This is a genomic window from Mumia sp. ZJ1417 (assembly GCF_014127285.1).
In the GTDB taxonomy this organism is placed as follows: Bacteria; Actinomycetota; Actinomycetes; order Propionibacteriales; family Nocardioidaceae; genus Mumia.
Map to the genome: position 1 here is coordinate 3862909 of NZ_CP059901.1, position 21637 is coordinate 3884545.

At 70.8% G+C, this 21637-nt stretch carries 19 protein-coding genes; 11 read left to right on the forward strand and 8 right to left on the reverse strand.

Annotated features, from left to right (window positions below):
* Positions 1 to 3: 3 nt before the first annotated feature.
* From H4N58_RS18700 to H4N58_RS18710, 3 genes are all read right to left on the reverse strand, one after another.
* On the reverse strand, positions 4 to 990 hold the full coding sequence (locus tag H4N58_RS18700) for an alpha-ketoacid dehydrogenase subunit beta (protein WP_167251256.1): 987 nt from the start codon (positions 988 to 990) through the stop codon (positions 4 to 6).
* Positions 987 to 2096 (reverse strand): pyruvate dehydrogenase (acetyl-transferring) E1 component subunit alpha, encoded by a 1110-nt coding sequence (gene pdhA / locus H4N58_RS18705; RefSeq protein ID WP_167006780.1) that lies wholly within the window; start codon positions 2094 to 2096, stop codon positions 987 to 989. The genes H4N58_RS18700 and pdhA overlap by 4 nt, the downstream gene beginning before the upstream one ends.
* Before the next feature lie 158 nt (positions 2097 to 2254).
* Positions 2255 to 3193, reverse strand: coding sequence for an alpha/beta hydrolase (locus tag H4N58_RS18710; protein ID WP_167251254.1), 939 nt, complete (start codon positions 3191 to 3193; stop codon positions 2255 to 2257).
* A gap of 109 nt (positions 3194 to 3302) precedes the next feature.
* On the opposite strand from H4N58_RS18710, the gene ligD reads away from it, so the two are divergent.
* Positions 3303 to 4292, forward strand: coding sequence for a non-homologous end-joining DNA ligase (ligD, locus tag H4N58_RS18715; protein ID WP_167006785.1), 990 nt, complete (start codon positions 3303 to 3305; stop codon positions 4290 to 4292).
* A gap of 25 nt (positions 4293 to 4317) precedes the next feature.
* Here the strand turns inward: ligD and H4N58_RS18720 are convergent, their stop codons facing one another.
* The gene (locus H4N58_RS18720) at positions 4318 to 4938 is read right to left on the reverse strand and encodes a LysE family translocator (RefSeq protein ID WP_167006788.1); all 621 of its coding nucleotides are present in this window, start codon (positions 4936 to 4938) and stop codon (positions 4318 to 4320) included.
* A 188-nt stretch (positions 4939 to 5126) separates the two neighbouring features.
* On the opposite strand from H4N58_RS18720, the gene H4N58_RS18725 reads away from it, so the two are divergent.
* Positions 5127 to 6446: an ATP-dependent 6-phosphofructokinase gene (locus H4N58_RS18725; protein ID WP_167251252.1), complete on the forward strand. Its 1320-nt coding sequence runs from the start codon at positions 5127 to 5129 to the stop codon at positions 6444 to 6446.
* A 9-nt stretch (positions 6447 to 6455) separates the two neighbouring features.
* Here the strand turns inward: H4N58_RS18725 and hisC are convergent, their stop codons facing one another.
* Complete coding sequence (gene hisC / locus H4N58_RS18730) at positions 6456 to 7520, reverse strand: histidinol-phosphate transaminase (protein WP_167006793.1); 1065 nt, start codon at positions 7518 to 7520, stop codon at positions 6456 to 6458.
* 63 nt (positions 7521 to 7583) lie between these two features.
* Here hisC and H4N58_RS18735 point away from each other — a divergent pair, with 63 nt between their 5' ends.
* The 8 genes from H4N58_RS18735 to H4N58_RS18770 all read left to right on the forward strand — a co-directional run bounded on the left by H4N58_RS18735 (position 7584) and on the right by H4N58_RS18770 (position 14548).
* Positions 7584 to 8081, forward strand: a complete 498-nt coding sequence (locus H4N58_RS18735) for a hypothetical protein (protein ID WP_167006796.1) — start codon at positions 7584 to 7586, stop codon at positions 8079 to 8081.
* Positions 8082 to 8123: 42 nt separating this feature from the next.
* Positions 8124 to 9077 (forward strand): DMT family transporter, encoded by a 954-nt coding sequence (locus H4N58_RS18740; protein WP_167251250.1) that lies wholly within the window; start codon positions 8124 to 8126, stop codon positions 9075 to 9077.
* 41 nt (positions 9078 to 9118) lie between these two features.
* Complete coding sequence (locus tag H4N58_RS18745; RefSeq protein ID WP_167006802.1) at positions 9119 to 9502, forward strand: phage holin family protein; 384 nt, start codon at positions 9119 to 9121, stop codon at positions 9500 to 9502.
* A gap of 25 nt (positions 9503 to 9527) precedes the next feature.
* Positions 9528 to 10049 (forward strand): low molecular weight protein-tyrosine-phosphatase, encoded by a 522-nt coding sequence (locus H4N58_RS18750; RefSeq protein ID WP_167006805.1) that lies wholly within the window; start codon positions 9528 to 9530, stop codon positions 10047 to 10049.
* A gap of 38 nt (positions 10050 to 10087) precedes the next feature.
* Positions 10088 to 10972: a fructosamine kinase family protein gene (locus H4N58_RS18755; protein WP_167251248.1), complete on the forward strand. Its 885-nt coding sequence runs from the start codon at positions 10088 to 10090 to the stop codon at positions 10970 to 10972.
* Positions 10973 to 11024: 52 nt separating this feature from the next.
* Positions 11025 to 11720 (forward strand): response regulator transcription factor, encoded by a 696-nt coding sequence (locus H4N58_RS18760; protein ID WP_167006811.1) that lies wholly within the window; start codon positions 11025 to 11027, stop codon positions 11718 to 11720.
* A 16-nt stretch (positions 11721 to 11736) separates the two neighbouring features.
* A complete protein-coding gene (locus H4N58_RS18765) occupies positions 11737 to 13146 on the forward strand; it encodes a cell wall metabolism sensor histidine kinase WalK (RefSeq protein WP_167251246.1) in 1410 nt (469 codons plus the stop codon).
* A gap of 64 nt (positions 13147 to 13210) precedes the next feature.
* Positions 13211 to 14548, forward strand: a complete 1338-nt coding sequence (locus tag H4N58_RS18770) for a S1C family serine protease (protein ID WP_167006817.1) — start codon at positions 13211 to 13213, stop codon at positions 14546 to 14548.
* A gap of 87 nt (positions 14549 to 14635) precedes the next feature.
* On the opposite strand, the gene H4N58_RS18775 is transcribed toward H4N58_RS18770, so the two are convergent.
* From H4N58_RS18775 to H4N58_RS18785, 3 genes are all read right to left on the reverse strand, one after another.
* Entirely contained in the window at positions 14636 to 16546 is a 1911-nt protein-coding gene (locus tag H4N58_RS18775; protein WP_167251244.1) for an anthranilate synthase family protein, read from the reverse strand.
* A 175-nt stretch (positions 16547 to 16721) separates the two neighbouring features.
* Complete coding sequence (locus tag H4N58_RS18780; protein ID WP_167006823.1) at positions 16722 to 17312, reverse strand: hypothetical protein; 591 nt, start codon at positions 17310 to 17312, stop codon at positions 16722 to 16724.
* A 77-nt stretch (positions 17313 to 17389) separates the two neighbouring features.
* On the reverse strand, positions 17390 to 19069 hold the full coding sequence (locus tag H4N58_RS18785; protein ID WP_167251242.1) for a metallophosphoesterase: 1680 nt from the start codon (positions 19067 to 19069) through the stop codon (positions 17390 to 17392).
* Positions 19070 to 19281: 212 nt separating this feature from the next.
* On the opposite strand from H4N58_RS18785, the gene H4N58_RS18790 reads away from it, so the two are divergent.
* Positions 19282 to 21297: a discoidin domain-containing protein gene (locus tag H4N58_RS18790; protein ID WP_208322925.1), complete on the forward strand. Its 2016-nt coding sequence runs from the start codon at positions 19282 to 19284 to the stop codon at positions 21295 to 21297.
* Positions 21298 to 21637 lie beyond the last annotated feature (340 nt).

Here is a 21637-nt window from a genome sequence, read left to right on the forward strand (position 1 = left end):
GCCTCACCACGCCAGGCTTCGGTCGACGGCGTCGAGGACCTGGTCGAGGTCCGGCAGGTAGGACTCCTCGACGCGGCTCGGCGGGTACGGGATGTCGTACGCGCCGACGCGCAGCACTGGCGCCTCGAGGGAGTAGAAGCACTCCTCGCTGATGCGGGCCGCGAGCTCGGCACCCATCCCGAGGTTGCGGTACGCCTCGTGGACGACGACCACGCGTCCGGTCTTGCGCACGGACTCGTACACCGGCCCCATGTCGAGCGGCGAGAGCGTCCGCAGGTCGATGACCTCGAGGTCGAGCCCGTCGGCGATCCCCGCCTCCGCAGCACCCATCGCGACGGACACCGACGGCCCGTACGCGAGGACCGTCGCCGTGCTCCCGGCCCGGACGACGCGTGAGCTGAACAGCGGCGGCGGTGTCGCGTCGAGGTCGATCTCGGCCTTCGTCGAGTGGTAGAGCCGCTTGGGCTCCAGGAAGATCACCGGGTCCGGCGAGGCGACGGCCTGCTGGATCATCGCGTACGCGTCGCGCGGGTTGGAGCACGCGACGACCTTGAGGCCGGGCGTGTGCGCAAACTGCGCCTCGGGGCTCTCGGAGTGGTGCTCGACCGCCCCGATCCCGCCACCGAACGGGATGCGGACGACCAGCGGCATCGAGACGCGACCGCCGGAGCGGTAGCGGTACTTCGCGACCTGGCTGACGATCTGGTCGTACGCGGGATAGACGAAGCCGTCGAACTGGATCTCGACCACCGGCCGGTATCCGCGCAGGGCGAGGCCGACGGCCGTACCGAGGATCCCCGACTCCGCCAGAGGCGTGTCGATCACGCGATCCTCGCCGAAGTCCTTCTGGAGGCCGTCGGTGATGCGGAAGACGCCGCCGAGCTTGCCGATGTCCTCCCCCATCAGCACGACCTTGGAGTCGCGGTCCATCGCCGCACGCAGACCGGCGTTGAGCGCCTTGGCCATCGTCATCGTCACCGTGCGGCTCATCGCGCGACCTCCTCCTCCAGGCTCGCCGACCAGGACCGGAACTCCTCCTGCTCGGCGGCGATCTCCGAGGTCTGCTCTACGAAGACCTGGTCGAAGAGCGTCGTCGGATCCGGGTCCGGGAGCGCCCGCACCTCCGCGCGCAGCCTCTCGCCCAGGGCCTCCGCCTCGGCCTCGACGTCGGTGAAGAACTGCTCGTCGACGGCGTGGACCCGCCGCAGGTACGCCCGTACGCGCTCGAGCGGATCACGCAGCTTCCAGCGCTCGACCTCGTCGGAGTGGCGGTATCGGGTCGGGTCGTCGGTCGTGGTGTGCGCCCCCATGCGATAGGTGAAGGCCTCGATCAGGCTCGGCCCGCTCCCCTCGCGGGCTCGTTGCAGCGCCTCGGTCGTGACCGCGTGCACGGCGAGGACGTCGTTGCCGTCGACCCGCACACCGGGGAAGCCGAAGCCCGCCGCGCGCTGGTAGATCGGCACCCGCGTCTGGCGCGCCGTCGGCTCGGAGATGGCCCACTGGTTGTTCTGGCAGAAGAAGACAACCGGCGCGTTGGTCACGGCCGCGTACACGAACGCTTCGTTGACGTCGCCCTGGCTGGTCGCACCGTCGCCGAAGTACGCGATCACCGCCGCGTCCCGCCCGTCCTCACCGGTCCCGACCGCGCCGTCGCGCTGCAGACCCATCGCGTAGCCGGTCGCGTGGAGCGTCTGCGCGCCGATGACGATCGCGTAGAGGCCGAAGTTGTGCTCGTCGGGGTCCCACGTCCCCTGGTCGGTGCCGCGGAAGAGCCGCAGCAGCGCGATCGGGTCCACGCCGCGGCACCAGGCGACACCGTGCTCTCGGTATGTCGGGAAGGCGTAGTCCTGGGCTGCCAGTGCACGACCCGAACCGATCTGCGCAGCCTCTTGGCCGAGGAGTGACGCCCAGATGCCGAGCTCTCCGTGGCGCTGGAGCGCTGTGGCCTCGGTGTCGATGCGGCGGGTGAGCACCAGGTCGCGGTAGAGGCCCGCGACGACCTCGTCATCGCCGTCGTACTGGTAGTCGGGGTGCTCGACCCGCTCGCCCTCAGGGGTGAGCAGCTGGACGAGCGGAGGGTCGACGGGGTCGGCCATGCGGCACTCCTCGCGTTCGGCGGCCCGGGGTCACCGCGGCCGGCGGATGTGAGTCGTGGGGCGCCTACCTGTTGGTGTTTGGCGCGCACCCCACCGGTGTGAGCATGCTCACACCGTGCAGTCAGGCTAGCACTGGGGAGCGCCGCACGGCCCCGTCATCAGGAGGTCTGGCTGGTCACCGTCACCCCGTTGTCGGAGGCGTCGCCGGTGGAGAACACGTAGTCGGCAGCCGCCGCGTCACCGAGCTGCGCCTTGAGGAACAGCGCCGCCCAGCGGGCAGACGTCGCGATGCTCGCCGCCTGCGAGATCGGCTGAGCGCTCGCATCGGGATCGGCGCCGGCAGGGTTCTGCGCGTTGGTGATGCCGTAGTGGTTGGCACCGGCGACGCGGACGATCTGCTTCGGTCCGTTCTCGAGCTTCGTGTACGAGGTCTCCGCGTCGGCCGGAAGCGCGACGCCGTCGACCGTGCCCTGGACGAGCTGGACCGGGATCTGGTTGTCCATGCTCGCGGAGTTGCCGAACAGCGGGGACTTGTTGTTGGTGCCGAACAGCGACGCCGCCTTCACCTCGCTGGGCAGCGAGTAGCCGAGCGTGGTGCAGAACGGGATGCCACAGCTCTCCTCAGCGACACCGAGCGCAGCGGCGCCCCCGAAGGAGTGACCGAGCAGCACGAGCGTGTCGGTGTCGATCTTGCCAGCGAGCGGCGAGGAAGAGTTCGCGTTCTCGTCGTCCATCCAGCCGATCGCCTCCGCGGGCATCTTCTGGGACGGGTAGTAGTCCTGGTCGAAGAAGACGAGGCGCTTGTGGTTCGGGACGACGACCACGAAGCCGTACGAGGCGACGGCACGTGCGTACGCCGCGTAGTGCATGCGGTGGACCTGAGCCCCCTGCATGAGCAGCGCGACCGGCAGCTCACCCTGCGCGTCGGACGGGTAGTAGACGTCGGCGCCGTCGTTCACCACCTGGCTCGAGTAGTGCGCGACGGTGGGCTCCGCAGAGGCTGGGGCCGGGGAGACGGCCAGGACGCTACCGGCAAGTGCGGCGGCAGCGGCGAGGCGGGCGGGACGGGCAAGGCGGGCGGGACGGGCAAGGCGCATGTGACCCTCCATATGTTGGAACGGCGTTCCATCGGTGTCGCGTACCCTTCCGCGCCCGACCGACGTCGGTCAAGAGGTATGGCCGAACAGTCCGGCGTACGGTCATCTCATGCCGTCCGCGTGGATCGCGCCGATGCTCGCGACCCTGTCGTCGCGGCGCTTCGACGACCCCGCCTGGGTGTTCGAGCGCAAGCTCGACGGCGAGCGCCTGATGGCGGTCCGCGACGGCACCGACGTACGGCTGTGGACGCGCAACCGGCTCGACGTGAGCGCGAGCTATCCCGAGATCGTCGAGGCCCTGCGAACACTGGACGGCGCGAAGGACTGGGTCGTCGACGGTGAGCTGTGCGCGATGCGGGGCGACCAGACGAGCTTCGAGGACCTCCAGAAGCGGATGCACGTCACCGATCCCCGCACGATCGCGAACGCGGGCGTCACGCTCGCATACTGGGCCTTCGACCTGCCACGTTTCGACGGCCACGACCTGTGCCCGCTCCCGCTGACCGCCCGCAAGGACGCCCTGCGTGACGCCTTCTCGTTCTCGGACACGATCCTGCTCAGCGAGCACGAGGATGAGCACGGGCTCGCGCTGTTCCACCACGCCGAGGAGGCCGGATGGGAGGGCGTGATGGCCAAGCGCGCCGCGTCGTCGTACCAGCCCGGACGGCGCTCGGCGGACTGGCTCAAGTTCAAGGTCGTACGGGGCCAGGAGCTCGTGGTCGGCGGCTGGACCGACCCGCAGGGATCGCGGTCGGGCCTCGGAGCCCTGCTGCTCGGCTACTACGACGGCGACGCGCTGCGGTACGCCGGCAAGGTCGGCACCGGCTTCGACGAGCGCACGCTCGCCCAGCTCGGCTCGTTGCTGGTGCCGCTGGCCACCGACACGAACCCGTTCGCAGAGTCGGCCGCCGAGATCCGCAAGGCCAGCCGTTCGAGCCCCTCGCAGACCCACTGGGTGGAGCCGCGGCTCGTCGTCGAGATCGGCTTCAGCGAGTGGACGGGCGCGGGCCGACTGCGTCACCCCCGCTATCAGGGGCTGCGCGACGACAAGGACCCGCGCGAGGTCGTCCGCGAGGAGCCCCGCCCGATCGGTCCGTGACCGAGACCTTCGACCGGCGGCGCCGTCAGCGCGTGGCGGAGACCAGGGTGGACACCCCGAGCGTGGTAATGATGCCGGCCGTGCCGCGGTCGATCGCGCGCTGCACCCGCGGGCGCCGCAGCCACGTCAGCGCCCGCCCCGCGACGGTCGCGATCGCGGCGAAGTAGACGAACCCGACCGCAGCGAAGATCGTGCCGAGCACCAGCGTCGCACCGAGCGAGGCCTCGTGGCCGGGCAGGAACTGCGGCACGACCGCGACGAAGAACAGGCCGACCTTCGGGTTGAGGACGTTCGAGATCAACCCCGCCCGCATCGCGGCGCCGGCCTTGACCCCGTACGCGCCCTCGACGTCGCCGAGCCCCTGCCCACGGCGCAGCAGCGCCCGCAGACCGAGCCACAGCAGATACAGCCCGCCCGCGATCTTGACGACCCGGTACGCCCCGGCCGACTGCTCGAGCAGCGTCGCGAGACCTGCGGCGACGGCGAGCGCCCAGAGCAGGGAGCCGGTCGCCGAGCCGAGCGCGGCCGCCAGCCCTGTACGGGTGCCGCCGAGGCTGAAGCGCAGCACCAGGAACGTGTCGGGACCGGGCGTCAGCGCGAGGAGCACGCACAGGCCCGCGAAGCCGAGGAGAAGCGAGGGATCCATTTTTTCCTGAGAAACAACAAAATAGGCAACCTGAAAAACAAGACAGTCCAGAGCATAGCAACCTGCGATCGAGATGAGCGAATCAGTCGGCATTCTGCACCCCGCGTCACCGAACGGACTCCAGTTTGCTACCCCGATGCCACACCTGTGGGAGGCGACCAGCCCACCTGCCCGCCTACGCTCGTCCTGTGCCTTCCCTCGCCGACCTCCAGGTCTCCTCCCTCGGCCCATGCACGTACGAGTCACCGCTCAGCAGCTACGTCGCCGGGCGCAAGACCAACGAGTACTACGTCTCCGAGGGCGACCGCGTCCTGTACGACGACACGATCTCCCTCCTGGAGCAGCGCGGCGAGCCCGTCGAACGCTGGCCGTCCTTCGAGCCGGGAGGCCCGCGCCCCGCGATCTTCCACGACCCCGCGACGACCCACGTCGGGGTCGTGACCTGCGGCGGCCTGTGCCCCGGCCTCAACGACGTGATCCGCGCAGTCACGCTGGAGCTCTACACGCACTACGGCGTGACCCAGGTGACCGGCTTCCGCAACGGCTACGCCGGCTTCGACAAGGAGCTCGGGTACGAGCCGATCCCCCTCACGCCCGGCCTCGTCGGCTCGATCAACGAGCGCGGCGGCACGATCCTCGGCACCTCGCGCGGAGCCCAGGACGCGGCGGTGATCGTCGACCGTCTCGTCGAGCTCGAGATCAACGCGCTCATCGTCATCGGCGGCGACGGTTCCATGCACGGCGCGCACGGCATCGTCGAGGAGATCACCCGGCGCGCGCTCGCGATCGGCGTGGTCGGGATCCCGAAGACGATCGACAACGACATCCCCCACATCGGCCAGAGCTTCGGTTTCGCCACCGCGTTCGCGGAGGCGTCGAAGGCGATCGCGGCCGCCCACATCGAGGCCGAGTCGGCGTACAACGGCGTCGGTCTCGTCAAGGTGATGGGCCGGCACGCGGGCTTCATCGCCTGCTACGCCGCCCTCGCGAACCATGACGCCGACTTCGTGCTGATCCCCGAGGTCCCGTTCAGCCTCGAGGGCGAGAACGGCCTGCTGCGCTCGCTCGAGCGCCGGATCCGCCAGCACGGCAGCGCCGTGATCGTCCTCGCCGAGGGCGCCGGGCAGGAGCACACGCTCGCCACCGGCAAGTCCGACGCCTCGGGCAACAGCCGTCTCGGCGACATCGCGACGATCGTGCGCGAGGCCATCGAGAAGGACTTCCGCAACCGCGGCGAGGCACTGACGCTGAAGTTCCTCGACCCCGGCTACGGCATCCGCGCCATCCCCGCCGACGCCTCCGACTCGGTCTACTGCGCGCGCCTCGCGCAGGTCGCCGTCCATGCCGTGATGGCCGGCCGTACCGACATGGTGGTCGGCCGACGTCGCCACCGGTTCGTCCACGTGCCGATCCCGCTGGTCATCGAGCGCCGCCACTCGGTCTCGCCCGAGGGCGACCTGTGGCTCTCGGTGCTCGAGTCGACGTCGCAGCCGCTCGACATGCGCTGAGGCCCCGCTCTAGCCTGCGAGCCGCCGCAGCACCTCGATCACGCGGTCGTTGGCGTCCGGCTCGCCGATGGTGATCCGGATGCCGTCCCCGGCGAACGGCCGTACGGCCAGCCCGTCGTGGGCGAACACCTCCGCCACCTCCAGCGTCCGCTCCCCCGTCGGCAGCCAGAAGAAGTTGGCCTGCGTGTCCGGGACGGCCCAGCCGAGGTCGCGTACGGCCATGACGGTCCGGTCACGCTCGGCGACCAACGCGTCGACGCGGGCCAAGAGCTCTTTCTCGGCGTCCAGCGAGGCGACCGCCGCCGCCTGCGCCACGTCCGACACCCCGAACGGCAGCGCGACCTTGCGCACGGCCGACGCGATCCGGGCCGGTGCGACGGCGTACCCGACGCGCAGGCCCGCCAGGCCGTACGCCTTCGAGAAGGTCCGCAGCACGACGACGTTGTCGCGCGCACGCGTCAGCTCGAGCGCCCGGGTCGGGGTCGAGGCGAACTCCGCGTAGGCCTCGTCGACCACGACGAGCACGTCCTCGGGCACGCGCGCGACGAACGCGGCGAGCGCGTCGCCACCGACGCCGGGTCCGGTGGGGTTGTTGGGGGTGCACACGATCACCACGCGCGTACGGTCGCTCAGCGCGCCGAGCATCGCGTCGAGGTCGTGCTCCGCGGTCGGGGTCAGCGGCACCTCGACCGGGGTCGCGCCGACCAGACGGACCGCGATCGGGTACGCCTCGAACGACCGCCAGGCGTACACGACCTCGTCGCCGCTCTCGCAGGTCGCCTGGAGCAGGTGGTAGAGGACAGCGACGGAGCCGGTCGCCGCCGCCAGATCGGGCACCGGGACCTGGTGATGGCGCGACAGCGCGGCGTACAGGTCGATCGCGCCCATGTCGGGGTAGCGGTTCAGGTGCCCGCACGCCTCCTGGACGGCCTCGAGCACGCTCGGCAGCGGCGGGTACGGGTTCTCGTTGCTGGACAGCTTGTACGGCACTCGGTCGTCGGCCGCGCTCGGTGGTCGCCCCGGACGGTAGTCGGGTACGCCGTCGAGCGCCGCTCTGATGCGGGGTTCGCCCATGCCCGCACCCTAGGCCCGCCGCCGTCCGATGGTCGAGATGTCGACGGCTGCTAGCCTCCCGGCGTGCCCTCCTCGACCTTCCTCGCCGGAGTCGCCGTCTTCGTGGTGCTGCTCGTGCTGGACCAGCGGCGGCGGCGCGCGGCGATGCGGCGGCGGGCCGAGCGGGGAGAGAAGCCGCGGGGCGGCGGGTCCGAGGACTGGCTGGCGACCCGGCTGGTGCTCGAGACCGATCCCGAGACCGCGGGCGAGATCGTCGCCAAGGTGGCGCGGGCCGCCGTGTCCAAGCCCCTCGCTGCCGGCCGCTGGGCGCTCGTGACCGGGTTCGACCGGTACGACGCGTCCGCAGGCGTCGTCCGTACGGACTCCGGCTCCGTCACCCTTGCACCGCTCAGCGCTCCTGACGACGGAGGCACTCCCGACGGGGCCGCGTGGCTCGACTTCCGCGACCGCGTCGCCAAGGCGGCGCGCAAGGCGGGCATCGAGACCCGGACGGAGCCGTCGCCGCCCTTCGTCGCGACGGCGGGGCCCGGCGGCACCTCGCGATGGGTCCCGCGGGCGTAGCCCGGAGCCCTGTCGCCCGTCATTGCGTGAGAGCATCCCGAGGTGGCACGCGGTGAGTCGTCGGCAGGGATCGGGTACGGCCTCGTCGTCGGCGGCGCCGCCCTCTTCATCGTCAACGCGGGGGTGTCCCGGGTCGCGATGCGGGCCGGCGTCGACCCCGCACTGCTCACGAGCCTGAGGACGACGGGCTCGGCGCTCCTCTTCCTCGCGTTCGCTGCCCTCACCGACCGGTCGGCGCTGCGGCTGCCGCGTGGGCGCGAGCTCGCGATGCTGCTGCTCCTCGGCATCGTCGGGGTCGCCGGCGTCCAGTGGACCTACAACATCGCGATCGACCGCATCCCCGTCGGCATGGCGCTGCTCCTCGAGTACCTCGCCCCCGTCCTCGTCGTCCTGTGGGCCCGCTTCGTCCAGAAGCAGCAGGTCCGTCGCACGATGTGGGTCGCCGTCGCGATGACCTTGCTCGGGCTCGCTCTCGTGGCCCAGATCTCCGAGGGCCTGGCGTTCGACGGGCTCGGGATGCTCGCGGGCCTCGGCGCCGCGGTCTGCTTCGCGGTCTACTTCCTCGTCGGCGAGCAGGGTGTGCGCGACGCCGACCCGATCCGCGTGGTCCTGTGGGCGTTCACGTTCGCGGCGCTCGCGATGAACGTCATCAGCCCGGTCTGGACCGTCGAAGGCCTCGGCGCTCCTGCCAACCTGCTTGGCGCCCTCGACGCCTACGAGGTCCCGCTGTGGCTCGTGCTCGGATGGGTGATCGTGCTCGGCACTCTCGCGCCGTTCTTCATGGAGCTCAGCGCGCTGCAGTACCTCCCCGCGACGGTCGTGACGGTGGTCGCGACGCTCGAGCCGGTGGGCGCCTCCGCGCTCGGCTGGGCATGGTTCGGGGAGTCGCTCGACGGGGTGCAGATCGTGGGCGGACTGCTCGTCGTCGCCGGCATCGCCGTCGCCCAGCTCTCCCGTACGTCGAGCCCCGCGCCCGTCCCGGAGGTGGCCGGCTGACACCGGTCCGGCGCCGTACGGGCGTCTGCTTGGATGGACCCATGAAGCTCGTCCTCACTTGGTTGTGCAACGCCGCCGCCATCGCCGTGGCGGCCTGGATCTTCAGCGGCATCAGCATCGGAGACGCGGGACAGGACGGCTGGGAGAAGGCCGGCGCGCTGCTCATCGTCGCCGCCGTCTTCACGGCGATCAACCTGACGGTCGGACGCCTCCTCAAGCTCGTCTCGATCCCGTTCATCGTGCTGACGCTCGGCATCCTGCTGCTCGTCCTCAACGCGCTCCTGCTGAGGTTCACCGCCTGGGTGACCGACGCGCTGCCGGTGCTGGTCGAGTTCCACGTCGACGGGTTCTGGGTCGCGTTGTGGGGCTCGATCGTGATCTCCCTCGTCAACATGGCGCTGCGGCTGTTCATTGATGCGGACTAGCGTGGATGCGGACTAGCGTGAGGGCATGACCTCGCCCGGCGACGCCGACCACCCGCTCCGCATCGCCGTCGTCTGTCTGGGCAACATCTGCCGCTCCCCGATGGCCGACGTGGTGCTGGAGCAGAAGCTCGACGACGCCGGACTGTCCGACAAGGTCCGCGTGGACTCGGCAGGCACGGGCGGATGGCACCGTGGCGAGCCGATGGACCCGCGGGCCGCCGCCGTCCTCGCCGAGCACGGCTACGACCCCACCCGGCACCGCGCGCAGCAGATCACGCGCGAGTGGTTCAAGGACCACGACCTCATCCTCACGATGGACGAGTCCAACTTCGACGACGTCGCCGCGCTCGCCCGCGACGCGAGCGACCGCGCCAAGATCCAGATGTTCCGTTCGTACGACCCGGCGGCCACACCGGGTGACGACGAGGTCCCCGACCCCTGGTACGGCGGGCCGGAGGGATTCGAGCACGTGCTCGGCCTCATCGAGCGCACCGCGGACGCGATCGTCGCCAGCGCCCCTCAGCTGGTGCAACAGCTTCCGCACTGAGCCCGGCGCGCGGACGCCGCGCTGTGTAGCGTCAGCACATGGCGCGCATGGGGGGCATAGCAGCGAAGGCGGAGGCCCTGCTCGGAGCAGGGGTCGTCGCCACCACACCCGTAGCCGGCGGGGACACCAACACGGCGATCAGACTCCGACTCACCGACGGGCGCAGTGCGGTGCTCAAGACACGACCGCACGCGCCGCACGACTTCTACACGTCCGAGGCCGAGGCGCTCGGCTGGCTGGCCGAGGCCGGCGGTGCTCCGGTGCCCGAAGTGCTCGGCGTCGCCGAGGACTGCCTGATCGTGTCGTGGGTGGAGCCGGCCAAGGCGACCGCCGACGCCGCGGAGGCGTTCGGGCGCGCCCTGGCCGTGACCCACGCCGCGGGTTCCGAGGAGTTCGGGTTCCCGCGGGACGGCTACATCGGCCTGGCCCCGCTGCCCAACAAGCCCGCAGCGACGTGGACCGAGTTCTACGCGACCCGCCGCGTGCTGCCGTACCTCAAGGTCGCCGTCGACCGAGGAGCGATGACCGCCGAGCAGGCGGCGCCGATCGAGGAGGTCGTCCGTCGCCTCGACGACCTCGCAGGACCGCCCGAGCCACCGGCACGCGTCCACGGAGACCTGTGGTCGGGCAACGTCGTGTGGTCGACGGAGGATCGGGCGTTCCTCATCGACCCGGCCGCGTACGGAGGCCACCGCGAGACCGACCTCGCGATGCTCGCCCTGTTCGGCATCCAGCACCTGCAGCGGATCCTGGACAGCTACGACGAGGCGACCCCGCTGGCCGACGGCTGGCGTGAACGGGTTCCGCTGCACCAGCTCCACCCGCTCCTCGTGCACGCCGCACTGTTCGGTGGCGGTTACGGGGCACGGGCGAGCGCCGCGGCGGAGCAGCTTCTCGCCGGAACCGACGCAGCGACGTCCTGACCGCGCCACCGACTCACCGGTGGTGCTGGGCCCGACCTGGCACGCTGGCACCATGCGCATCCTCGTGGTCGACGACGACCGGGCTGTCCGTGACTCGCTCCGGCGCTCGCTGGAGTTCAACGGCTACACCGTCGACGTCGCCTCCGACGGTGCCGAGGCGCTCGCGCGCGTCCCGATGATCAACCCCGACGCGATCATCATGGATGTGATGATGCCGCGGCTCGACGGCCTCGAGGCGACGCGGGCGCTGCGCGCGGCCGGCAACGACGTGCCGATCCTGGTCCTCACCGCCAAAGACGCCGTCGACGAGCGCGTGGACGGCCTCGACGCCGGAGCCGACGACTACCTCACCAAGCCGTTCGCGCTCGCCGAGCTGCTCGCGCGTGTCCGCGCCCTGCTGCGCCGCGCCGCACGCTCGAGGTCGGCCGACGAGGACGAAGAGGTCGTGCTGGAGTTCTCCGACCTTACGATGAACACCGCCACCCGCGAGGTCACCCGCGGCGAGCGCTCCATCTCGCTGACCCGTACGGAGTTCGCGCTGCTCGAGCTGTTCATGGAGCGCCCGAAGCGCGTGCTGGAGCGCTCGTTCATCCTCGAAGAGGTCTGGGGCTTCGACTTCCCGACGACGGCCAACTCCCTGGAGGTGTACGTCGGGTACGTGCGCCGCAAGCTCGAGGCCGACGGCGAGCCGCGCCTGCTCCACACCGTGCGCGGCGTCGGGTACGTCCTGCGCGAGACCGCGCCGTGATCGCGGAGCACCGCTGATGGCGCGTGATATCGCCTCGGCCCGGCGCTGGCTGCACGACAAGGCCGAGGGGCTCCCTCTCGCGACCCGCATCTCCCTGCTCACCACCGCAGCGGTGGGCATCACGCTCGCGTTCGTGAGCATGATCGTCTACGTCAGCGTGAAGGCCGAGTTCACCTCCAGCCTCGACGAGAACCTCCAGCGCCGCGCCGTGGCCGCCGTGCAGGCCGGCATCGCCACCGAGTGGGAGATCCGCGGGATCCCCCAGTCGGCCCTCCTCGCCACCGACGTCAAGATGACCGTCATCACGTACGGCGAACCCGACCCGCGGCTCGCCGACTACGTAGGACCAGACGAGGAGGAGGTCGCCTCGGGCAAGCGGACCCACTCTCTGCGCACGGCCGACATCGACGGCACTCCGTACCGGGTCGTCGCCGTGTACGCAGGCTCGGGGCGCGCGCTCGTGGTCGCGCAGTCGATGGAGAGCATGGACGCCGCGCTCGACCGGCTCGGCGTCGTCCTGTGGGCGGTGGGGATCTTCGGCGTCCTGATCGCCGGGCTCCTCGGCTCGGTGATCGCCAGCGGTGGCCTGCGCCCCGTACGACGCCTGACCACCGCCGTCGAGCACGTCGCCCGTACCGGCGAGCTGCGCCCGATCGCCGTCCACGGCGCCGACGACCTCGGGCGCCTGACGGTGGCGTACAACCAGATGATGGTCGCCCTCGACGCCTCCCGTGAGCGCGAACGTCAGCTCGTCGCCGACGCCGGCCACGAGCTGCGTACCCCACTGACCTCGCTCAAGACCAACATCGAGCTGCTCGGTCAGGCCGAAACCCGCGGTGGGATGCCGCAGCCGGCCCGCCTCGAGCTCATCAACGATGTTGGTGCCCAGGTCGACGAGCTCGCCACCCTGGTCGGCGACCTTGTCGAGCTCGCCCGCGACGAGGGGACCCCCGACCCCGAGCCGATCGATCTGTCGGAGGTCGTCGCGACCGCCGTCGAACGCGTGCAGCGTCGGGCCCCCGGCATCGCGTTCGAGGTCGACACCGAGCCGTGGATCGTGGTCGGCGAGTCTCGCACGCTCGAGCGGGCCGTCACCAACCTCCTCGACAACGCCGCGAAATGGAGCCCGCCGCTCGGGGAGGTCCGCGTACGGCTGCGCGACGGCACTCTCACCGTCGAGGACGCGGGGCCGGGGATCAACGACGAGGATCTGCCGCACGTGTTCGAGCGGTTCTACCGCTCGCGCGACGCCCGACGGCTCCCCGGTTCGGGCCTCGGGCTCGCGATCGTCGCCCAGGCCGCGTACCGTCATCACGGGCAGGTCAGCGCGGGCCATGCGTCCTCGGGCGGCGCGCTGATGACGCTGCGGATTCCCGGCCGACCGGGCGAGCCCGAGGGTCGCGGACTCTCAGCAGATCCCCAGTAACCTCTTCCGGTCGTCCCAGATCTGTCTCAGCGGCCTCTTAGTCGTACGCGGCATGCTGGTGCACATGAACGATCAGTCCCGTCCTACAGACCCGCAGGGTTCGGCCCCGCAGCAGGCGCCGCAGCCCACCACTCCGTACGCGGCGCCCGCCAGCGGCGCCAGTACGGGATACCCGAGCAGCACGCCGTACACGCACCGTTACGGCGCCGCCTCTGACACCACCGACCGTCCGGGCGAGCAGACCCAGGCGTACCCCTTCGGCTTCACGCCGCAGGAGCCCGGCAAGCCCGCGCCCAAGAAGCAGCGCAGCGGCGGCTTCGCGGCGGCGGTCGTGGCAGGCGCCCTGGTCGCCGGCCTCGTCGGCGGCATCGGCGGTGCGGCCGGATACCAGGCGCTCAATGACGACAGCACCGGCACGTCGCCCTCGACCTCCTCGCTCGACAACACCTCGACCTCGAGCGCCTCGCTCTCCGAGGGCGAGATCGAGAAGGTCGCCCAGAAGGTGCTCCCCTCGACCGTCCAGCTGAACGTCCGCGGTGGCGACAGCAGCGGCAGCGGCACGGGCATCATCATCAGCTCCGACGGCGAGATCCTCACCAACAACCACGTGGTCGAGGCCGCCGCCGACAGCGGCGAGATCACCGTCTCCTTCAGCGACGGCTCGATCGCGCGCGCCCAGATCGTCGGCCGTGACCCGGTCACCGACCTCGCCGTCGTCAAGGCCGAGGGCAAGAGCGGCCTGACCCCGGCGACGCTCGGCAACTCCGCCGACCTGCGCGTCGGCCAGGACGTCGTCGCGATCGGCTCCCCGTACGGCCTGGAGAGCACCGTGACCTCCGGCATCGTGTCGGCGCTCAACCGTCCGGTGACCGCGGGCGAGACCAACGAGTCGCGCAACGTGTTCCCCGCGATCCAGACCGACGCCGCGATCAACCCGGGCAACTCCGGTGGCCCGCTGGTCGACCTCAACGGGTCGGTGATCGGTATCAACACCGCGATCCGCACCAGCGGGGGCAGCGAGTCCGGCTCGATCGGCCTCGGCTTCGCGATCCCGATCGACCTCGCCAAGAACGTCGCGTCGCAGCTCGTCAAGGGCGACACGGTCGCTCACTCCCGGATCGGCGTGACGGTCGCCGACGCCGTCGAGTCGGACGGCATGACGACGATCGGCGCCGAGGTGAAGTCGGTGACCGACGGCAGCGCCGCCGCCAAGGCCGGCCTCAAGACCGGCGACGTGATCATCCGTGTGGGCGACCAGCCGGTCGCGAGCTCGGACGCGCTCGTGGCGACGATCCGCGGCTACCAGCCGGGCGAGAAGGTCGAGCTGACCTACACCCGTGGCGGCGAGCAGCACACCGCCGACGTCACCCTCGACTCCGACGGCGGTTCGTTGGGGTCCTAAGACTCCTGGTCGCACCAGGAACGCAGGGGCCACGCGCATTTCCCCCGGTGCGCGTGGCCCCTTTTTGCGTTCCGTGCGGCCGGGGTGTCAGACGAGCAGCTCGGCGACGAGGTCGCGGATGATGCGGTCGCCGTGCTGGGTGAGGATCGACTCCGCGTGGAACTGGATCCCGCGGAACCCCGGCCCGGCAACGGTGTGCACGTCGCCCGTCTCAGCGTCGGTCTCGACGCTCACGCCCTCGGGCAGTCCCGACCCAGGAACCCGGGCGACGAACGTGTTGTAGAACCCGACCGTCTCCGTACGACCACGCAGCGGCAGCGCGCTCTGCGTGCCCTGGAAGACGATGTCCTTGTACGCGAGGTCGAGCCCGAGCGCGCCGCACAGCACCTGGTGGCCGAGGCACACCGCGAGGAACGGGCGTCCGGCGGCGAGCAGGTCGTCGACGGCGCGTCGTACGGTCGCGATCTTGGGGTCGTCGAGCTCGCGTGGATCGCCGGGGCCGGGACCGACGAGGACGAGATCGTAGCCGTCGAACACCTCCGGCCCCGCGTAGTCCTCGTGCCGCAGCACGTCGGTCGTGATCCCCAGAACGCCGAGGACGTGGCCGAGCATGTTGACGAAGTCGTCCTCGTTGTCGAGGATCACTGCCCGCTTGCCGGCGAGCGGGTCGGTCGGTGCCGCGCCCGACTGGTCGGACAGCCAGAACTGGCTGAGGCGCTGGTTGCGCGACCCGAGCGCGATCAGCACGTCGTCGTCGTGCGCGAACGCGTCGAACCCTTCGGACGGCAGCGGCGCCGCCTCGACGAGCCCGAACGCGCTGAGGACACCGGCCGCTTTCGCGTGCGTCTCCGCGGTCTCGTAGTCGGGGTCGGAGTCTCGTACGAGCGTCGCCCCCGCCGTGACCTTGAGGTTGCCCTCGAGGTCGACGTCGGCGGTCCGGATGAGGATCGGCGAGTCCGCCGTGGGGCGCCCCTCGTCGTCGCGCCCGAGCAGCGCCGCAGCCGCCGCGTAGTAGCCACGCCCTTCGGCCTCGTACTTCTTGATGAGCTTGCACGCGTTCTCGACCGGGCTGCCGGTGACCGTCGCCGCGAACATCGAGTCGCGCAGCACCTCGCGCACGTCGCGGTGGGTGCGACCGGCGAGCAGGTACTCGGTGTGGACGAGATGCGTCATCGGCTTGAGGTACGGACCGAGGACCATGCCACCCTCGCTGCAGATGTCGCACATCATCTTGAGCTCCTCGTCGACGACCATGAAGAGCTCGTAGATCTCCTTCTCGTCGTCGAGGAAGCGCAGCAGCTCGCGCTTGCGGTCGGCCTGCGTCTCGAGCCCGCGCAGCCGGAACGTGCCCGAGATCGGGTTCATCCGGACCTGGCCCGCGTCGATGCTCACGTGCCGCTCAGGGCTCGCGCCGATCAGGTAGCGCTCGCCGGTGAAGATCACGAACGTCCAGTGCGCCCCGCGCTCGCGCTCGAGCAGGCGCCGCAGCACCGTCAGCGCGCCGGTCGGCCCCCACTCGGCGAGACGCGCCCGGTAGTGCCGGCCGATCACGAGGTTCGCGCCCTCGCCCTGCCCGATCTCGGAGTCGATCACCTCGCGGACCATGCCGGCGTACGTCGCGTCGTCCGTCTCGAACCCGCCCCTGTCGGCGAGCGCGACCTCACCGTCGGGGAGAGCGGCGAGCAGGTCGTCCAGGGCGACCTCCAGGGACGTCTCGGCGGCGATCACCGAGAGCGGGGTGCCGTCGTCGTGCGCCTCGAAGCCGCGTTCGCGGACCTGGCGGAACGGGACGAGCACGAGGTTGTCGTACTGGGCGGGCAGCCCGGGCACCGGATCGGGGACGGGCACGTCCATGAGCGAGTCGACGTCCGTACGGGCTCCGCCGAGCAGGATCACGCGGTCGGAGTCGCGCACGCGGATGATCGCGTACGACGGGAGCGTGACGAGGTGCGCGAGCGCTGCGGAGACATCGAGAGCTGCGCCGTCATGAGGTGGCATCGTCGGTCCTTTGATTCGTCGGCCGACGGGTTGCCCAGACGCGGCCGAGAGGCGGGTCTGGGGGATGAAGCACGAGACGCCACCTAGAGGTGGCGCCACCAACCGAGCGTGGTGCGTGCGTTCATGGGCGCGAGCGTAGCGCACGTGCCGAGCAGAGGACCACGCCGTGAGCGGTTCAGCGCTGGACGACGGGTGAACCCGAGGGCAGCGGGAGGCGCAGCGACGTCAGCGGCGCCAGACCGAGCAGGACGAGCGAGGCGGCGAACGGCATCAGGTCGACCTGCCAGGCGACGGCGAGTGCCCCGGTCACGACGGCCGCCGGACTCCACCACGCCAGCGCGCCGTGCTCGACAAGCAGGAGCAGCAAGGTCGCAAGACCTGCGACGAGCAGCGTGGCGGCAGCCCCCGAGACCGACCCTGGCAGGTGGGCGGCCGCGGCGCTCTCGGGCGCAAGGGCCGCGACCGCCACCCACATAGAGCCGACGGCACCGAGGAGCCCGACGGCGACCGCCGCCTCGGTCACCCCGCGGCCGGATCCGGTGATGGGCGGGACGCTGCGCGCCAGGCCCACGACCAGCACGGCGAGCAGGAGGAAGGCGAACAGGAGCGCGGCGTGACCGAGGTCCCACGCGGGCCCATCGCCGTACCCGCCGTCCATCACGTCGACGAGACGAAGGAGGCCGGCGACGAGCACCAGCAGCGGTGCGACGAGCGCCGGGCCCACGACGAGCGGGTGGCGTGGACCGAGAGGCGCCGCGGGAGTCATCTCACCACGGTGCACCGCGGAGGCTGCTGCGCCCATCGGTGACACCACGGAGACGACCCCGAGCGACCCCCGGCACCTCACTCCTCCGGCGTGGTCGTGGCCGTCGGCGTCGTGGCCGTCGGCTCGGGCGGCGTCGTGGTCGGGATGTCCGCGGGCGACGGCTCCGACGCCAGGTCGAAGACGACGTAGTCGGCGACAGCGATCGTGCCGTCGGGGTTGAAGTTGACCGGCTGCAACCCGACCGGACGCCCGTCCCGGTAGGTGATGAGCGTCGTCTGTGCCTGCCGACGCAGCTTGCTGCCCAGCGCGAACGCGAACGCCGCACCACCGGTGCTCGCGTTCGTGTACGAGACCGTACGACGTCCGTCGGGTGCCGTGGTCACCGTCGGCCCGCGCTGCACGTGGAGGTGGCCGGACAGGACGAGGTCGACGCACCCGGAGGCCGCGACCTCCTCCCCCGTCGTCGGGCTGTGCACGACGACCGTGCTGACGTCGCCGTCGTCGCAGGCGGTCTCCGTGAGCTCCTTGCCCTGCTCGCGGATGGACGTCGAACCCTGCTCCCAGCCTGCCGTCAAGCCGGAGCTGCGGGGGTCGCTGTAGCCGAGGAAGCGGATGCCTTCGACGTCGGTGGGCTCGCCGTCGAGGACGGTGAAGCCCTCCTTCTTCATCTGCTCGGCGACGAAGTCGCCCTCGTCGTGGTTGCCCGCGACAGCGACCGTCGGGATGTCGCGGAACTGGCGTGCGAGCGAGCGGATGCTGAACCCCTCCCACGAGGCACCGGTCGACGTGTCGTCGCCGGCGTCGATGAGCAGCGACGCATCGACCTCGTCGGCCACGGCCCGGACGACCGAGTCCATGCCGACGTTGTCGTGACGGTCCGCGACGAGCACTGCGACGATCTCGCCCTCCGCCGGCTGACGCAGCTGCGGGGCGATCTCGGGTACGCGGTCCTTCATCGCACCGTAGAACTTCACCGACGTGTCGTACGTGGTGATCGCGGACTCGACGATCGCGCGGCTGGCATCGGTGGCGCTGCCCGACGAGATCTCGACGGCGCCGAGGTCGAGGTCGTCAGGGATCTCGGGGTACACCTCCTCGATCGGCCGCCACCGCTTGTCGGCGACCTCCTCGACGGCCGGCTGCGGCCACGTGAGGAGGACGAGCGCGAGCACGCCCGCGAGCGCGAACGCGACGAGCGCCCGTACGGGTGAGTGGGGAGCCTGGCGACGACGGAAGGCGCCCCGGACGCGCGCCGCGATCTCGTGGCGGCGCCGCCGGCCGACGAGCATCCACACGGCCATGAGAATGAGGACGACCGCGAGGCCGGCACCGAGACCACGCAGGGCGGACGCCACCGCGACGTCACGTACGACCGTGCGGATCTGCTCGACCTCAGCCTCGGGCTGCGACGCGATCACGGCGTCGCGGGCGACGAGCTCGTCGAGGCTGTCGGCCTCGGTGTCGCCGATGTCGATCGAGACGCCGACCCCGAGCGGGGCGTCGATGGGCATCCGGATCTGCGGGAGGACGGATCCGAAGTCGAGCGTCGCGTGGCCGTCGAAGGTCGGGGTCACGACACCGGAGTGGGCACCGACGAGCACAGTGCGGTGGGCGTTGGTGAACGTCGCCAGAGCGACGACGCTCCCGACCGCGAGCCCGACGGCGACCAGGAGGACGACGGGGATCCAGCGGCGACGGCGACGGGCGGTGACGGTCGAGGGATCGGCGGGTACGGGAGACTCGTTCGGCACAGACATCGCCTTCAGTCTGTCGCATCGGGCAACGGCGCGTCAGCGACGGGCGTCGCATCTCGGGCACCTGCACAACTTGGACTGGCGCCCAAGATGTGACGCACCTAACATTCCGGGTCAAGTGGAGGGACCTGGACGAAGGGCGGGACGCGATGAGAGCGAGCAGCAGACGGAGCAGAGGGCTCCCGAGACGAGGCATTGGTGCGATCGCGGCAGCGGTGGCGCTCACGGTCGCGGCGGCGGGTGCGCCGGCCGCCGCGCAAGGCGAGTGGTGGGAGCCGACGAACCCGCCCGCAGTCGAATCCGAGGTCAACGTGACGGGTGCACCGTTCACCGGCACCGCCCCGAACGGCGACGTCCGCGGGTTCGTCGACGCGCACACCCACATGTTCTCCGACGAGGGCTTCGGCGGGCACGCCGTCTGCGGTGAGACGTTCGACCCGCGGGGCATCGCGGCCGCACTGCAGGACTGCGACGGCCACGGCGCCTCGCTGCTGGAGAACCTCACGAACTCCGTCAAGGGCGCCGGGCCGCTCGACAAGCACGACACGACGGGTTGGCCGACGTTCCCCGAGTGGCCGACGTACTCGTCCTTCACGCACCAGCAGATGTACTACAAGTGGGTCGAGCGGGCGTGGCGCGGCGGCCAGCGGATCATGGTCAACGACCTCGTCTCCAACACCGGTCTCTGCACGATCCTCGGTGTCGTCGCAGGGCCGAACGAAGCACCGTGCAACGACATGGACGCGGTGCGGCGCGAGGCGCGCAAGACGTACGCGCTCCAGGACTACATCGACGGCCAGTACGGCGGCGCGGGCAAGGGCTGGTTCCGTGTCGTCACGACGCCCCAGCAGGCCCGCAGCGTCGTCGAGCAGGGCAAGCTCGCGGTGGTGCTGGGCGTCGAGGTGTCCGAGCCGTTCGGCTGCAAGCAGGTCCTCGGGGTCGCACAGTGCAACAAGAGCGACATCGACCGTGGCCTCGACGAGCTCAAGGGCCTCGGCGTGAGCAGCATGTTCCTCTGCCACAAGTTCGACAACGCGCTCTGCGGCGTGCGCTACGACGCCGGCACCACAGGGCTGATCGTCAACGTCGGGCAGTTCCTCACCACCGGCACCTGGTGGAACCCGCAGCCGTGCAAACCGGGTCAGACGCCCGACAACACGGTCATCGGAGGGGTGATCCCGAAGGAGCTGTCGATCATTCCGGGGTTGCCGGCCGTGCTGCCCGTCTATCCGACCGGGCCTCACTGCAACCCCCGCGGGCTCTCGGACCTCGGCGAGTATGCGCTCAAGGGCATGATGCAGCGCAACATGATGGTCGAGCTGGACCACATGAGTGCCAAGTCGGCCGACCGTGCGTTCGAGCTCATGGAGGCGTCGGGCTACCCCGGTTCCCTCTCGAGCCACAGCTGGCTCGCCGGCACGTCGACGGAGCGGCTCTACAAGCTCGGCGGCTTCGCGACGCAGTACGGCCACTCGGTCGGTGAGTACGTCGCCGACTGGCAGGCGACCCGCTCGCTGCGCGCGAAGTACGGCGTCGGGTACGGCTACGGGACGGACATGAACGGCTTCGGAGGCACACCCGCTCCCCCGGCGAACGACGGCCAGAAGATCACGTACCCGTTCACCTCCGTCGATGGCGGCGCGGTGCTCGACCGGCAGCGTACGGGTCAGCGGGTGTGGGACTACAACACCGAGGGCGTCTCGCACTACGGCATGGTCCCCGACTGGATCGAGAGCCTGCGCCGCACGGCCGGGTCGGCGATCACCGACGACCTCATGGCCGGCGCGCAGTCCTACCTCGACACCTGGAACGCCTCGGCGGCCTGGGCTCCGGGACTCAACCTCGCCCGCGGGGCAGCGGCAAGCGCGAGCTCCACCGAGTGGACGGTGCTCGGTCGCTTGAAGCCGGCCCAGGCGGTCGACGGATCGCTGTCGACGCGGTGGGCCAGCCGGTGGGGCCATGACGACGAGTGGTTCCAGGTCGATCTCAACACCGCACGGCAGGTGTCGCGGGTGACGATCGACTGGGAGGCGGCGTACGCACCTCGCTACCGCGTGGAGGTGTCGACGAACGGGAGCACGTGGCGCACGGCCGCGACCGTGGACGCCTCGAACGGCGGGTCGGACACGGTGACGTTCACGCCGCGGTCGGCGCGGTACGTGCGGGTGCAGGGGGTGAGTCGCGCGACGGACTACGGGATCTCGATCCGAGAGCTCGGCATCTTCAGCTAGTCCGCTCGCGAGGCTCCGGTTTTGTGCACCGAGCGACGGGTATCCGCGTCGCTCGGTGCACGAAAGCGGCGCCTCGTCCGACTCAGCCGTCAACGGCACGGCGAGGGAGCCTGCGCAATCGGAGCCACCGTCGCACGTCCTCGCGTGAGCCCAGGGGTGTCGCCGATGGCACGCGTCCAGGTGGTCGACGAATCGATCTGGGGCAACACCGGGGCCATCGCCAGAGCGATCGGTGAAGGGATTGCCGTACGCCTCGGCAACCGACGCCGTCACGATCGAGGAGGCGTCCGCGCAGGTCACGCTCGATCCGGACACCGAGCTGCTCGTCGTCGGAGGTCCG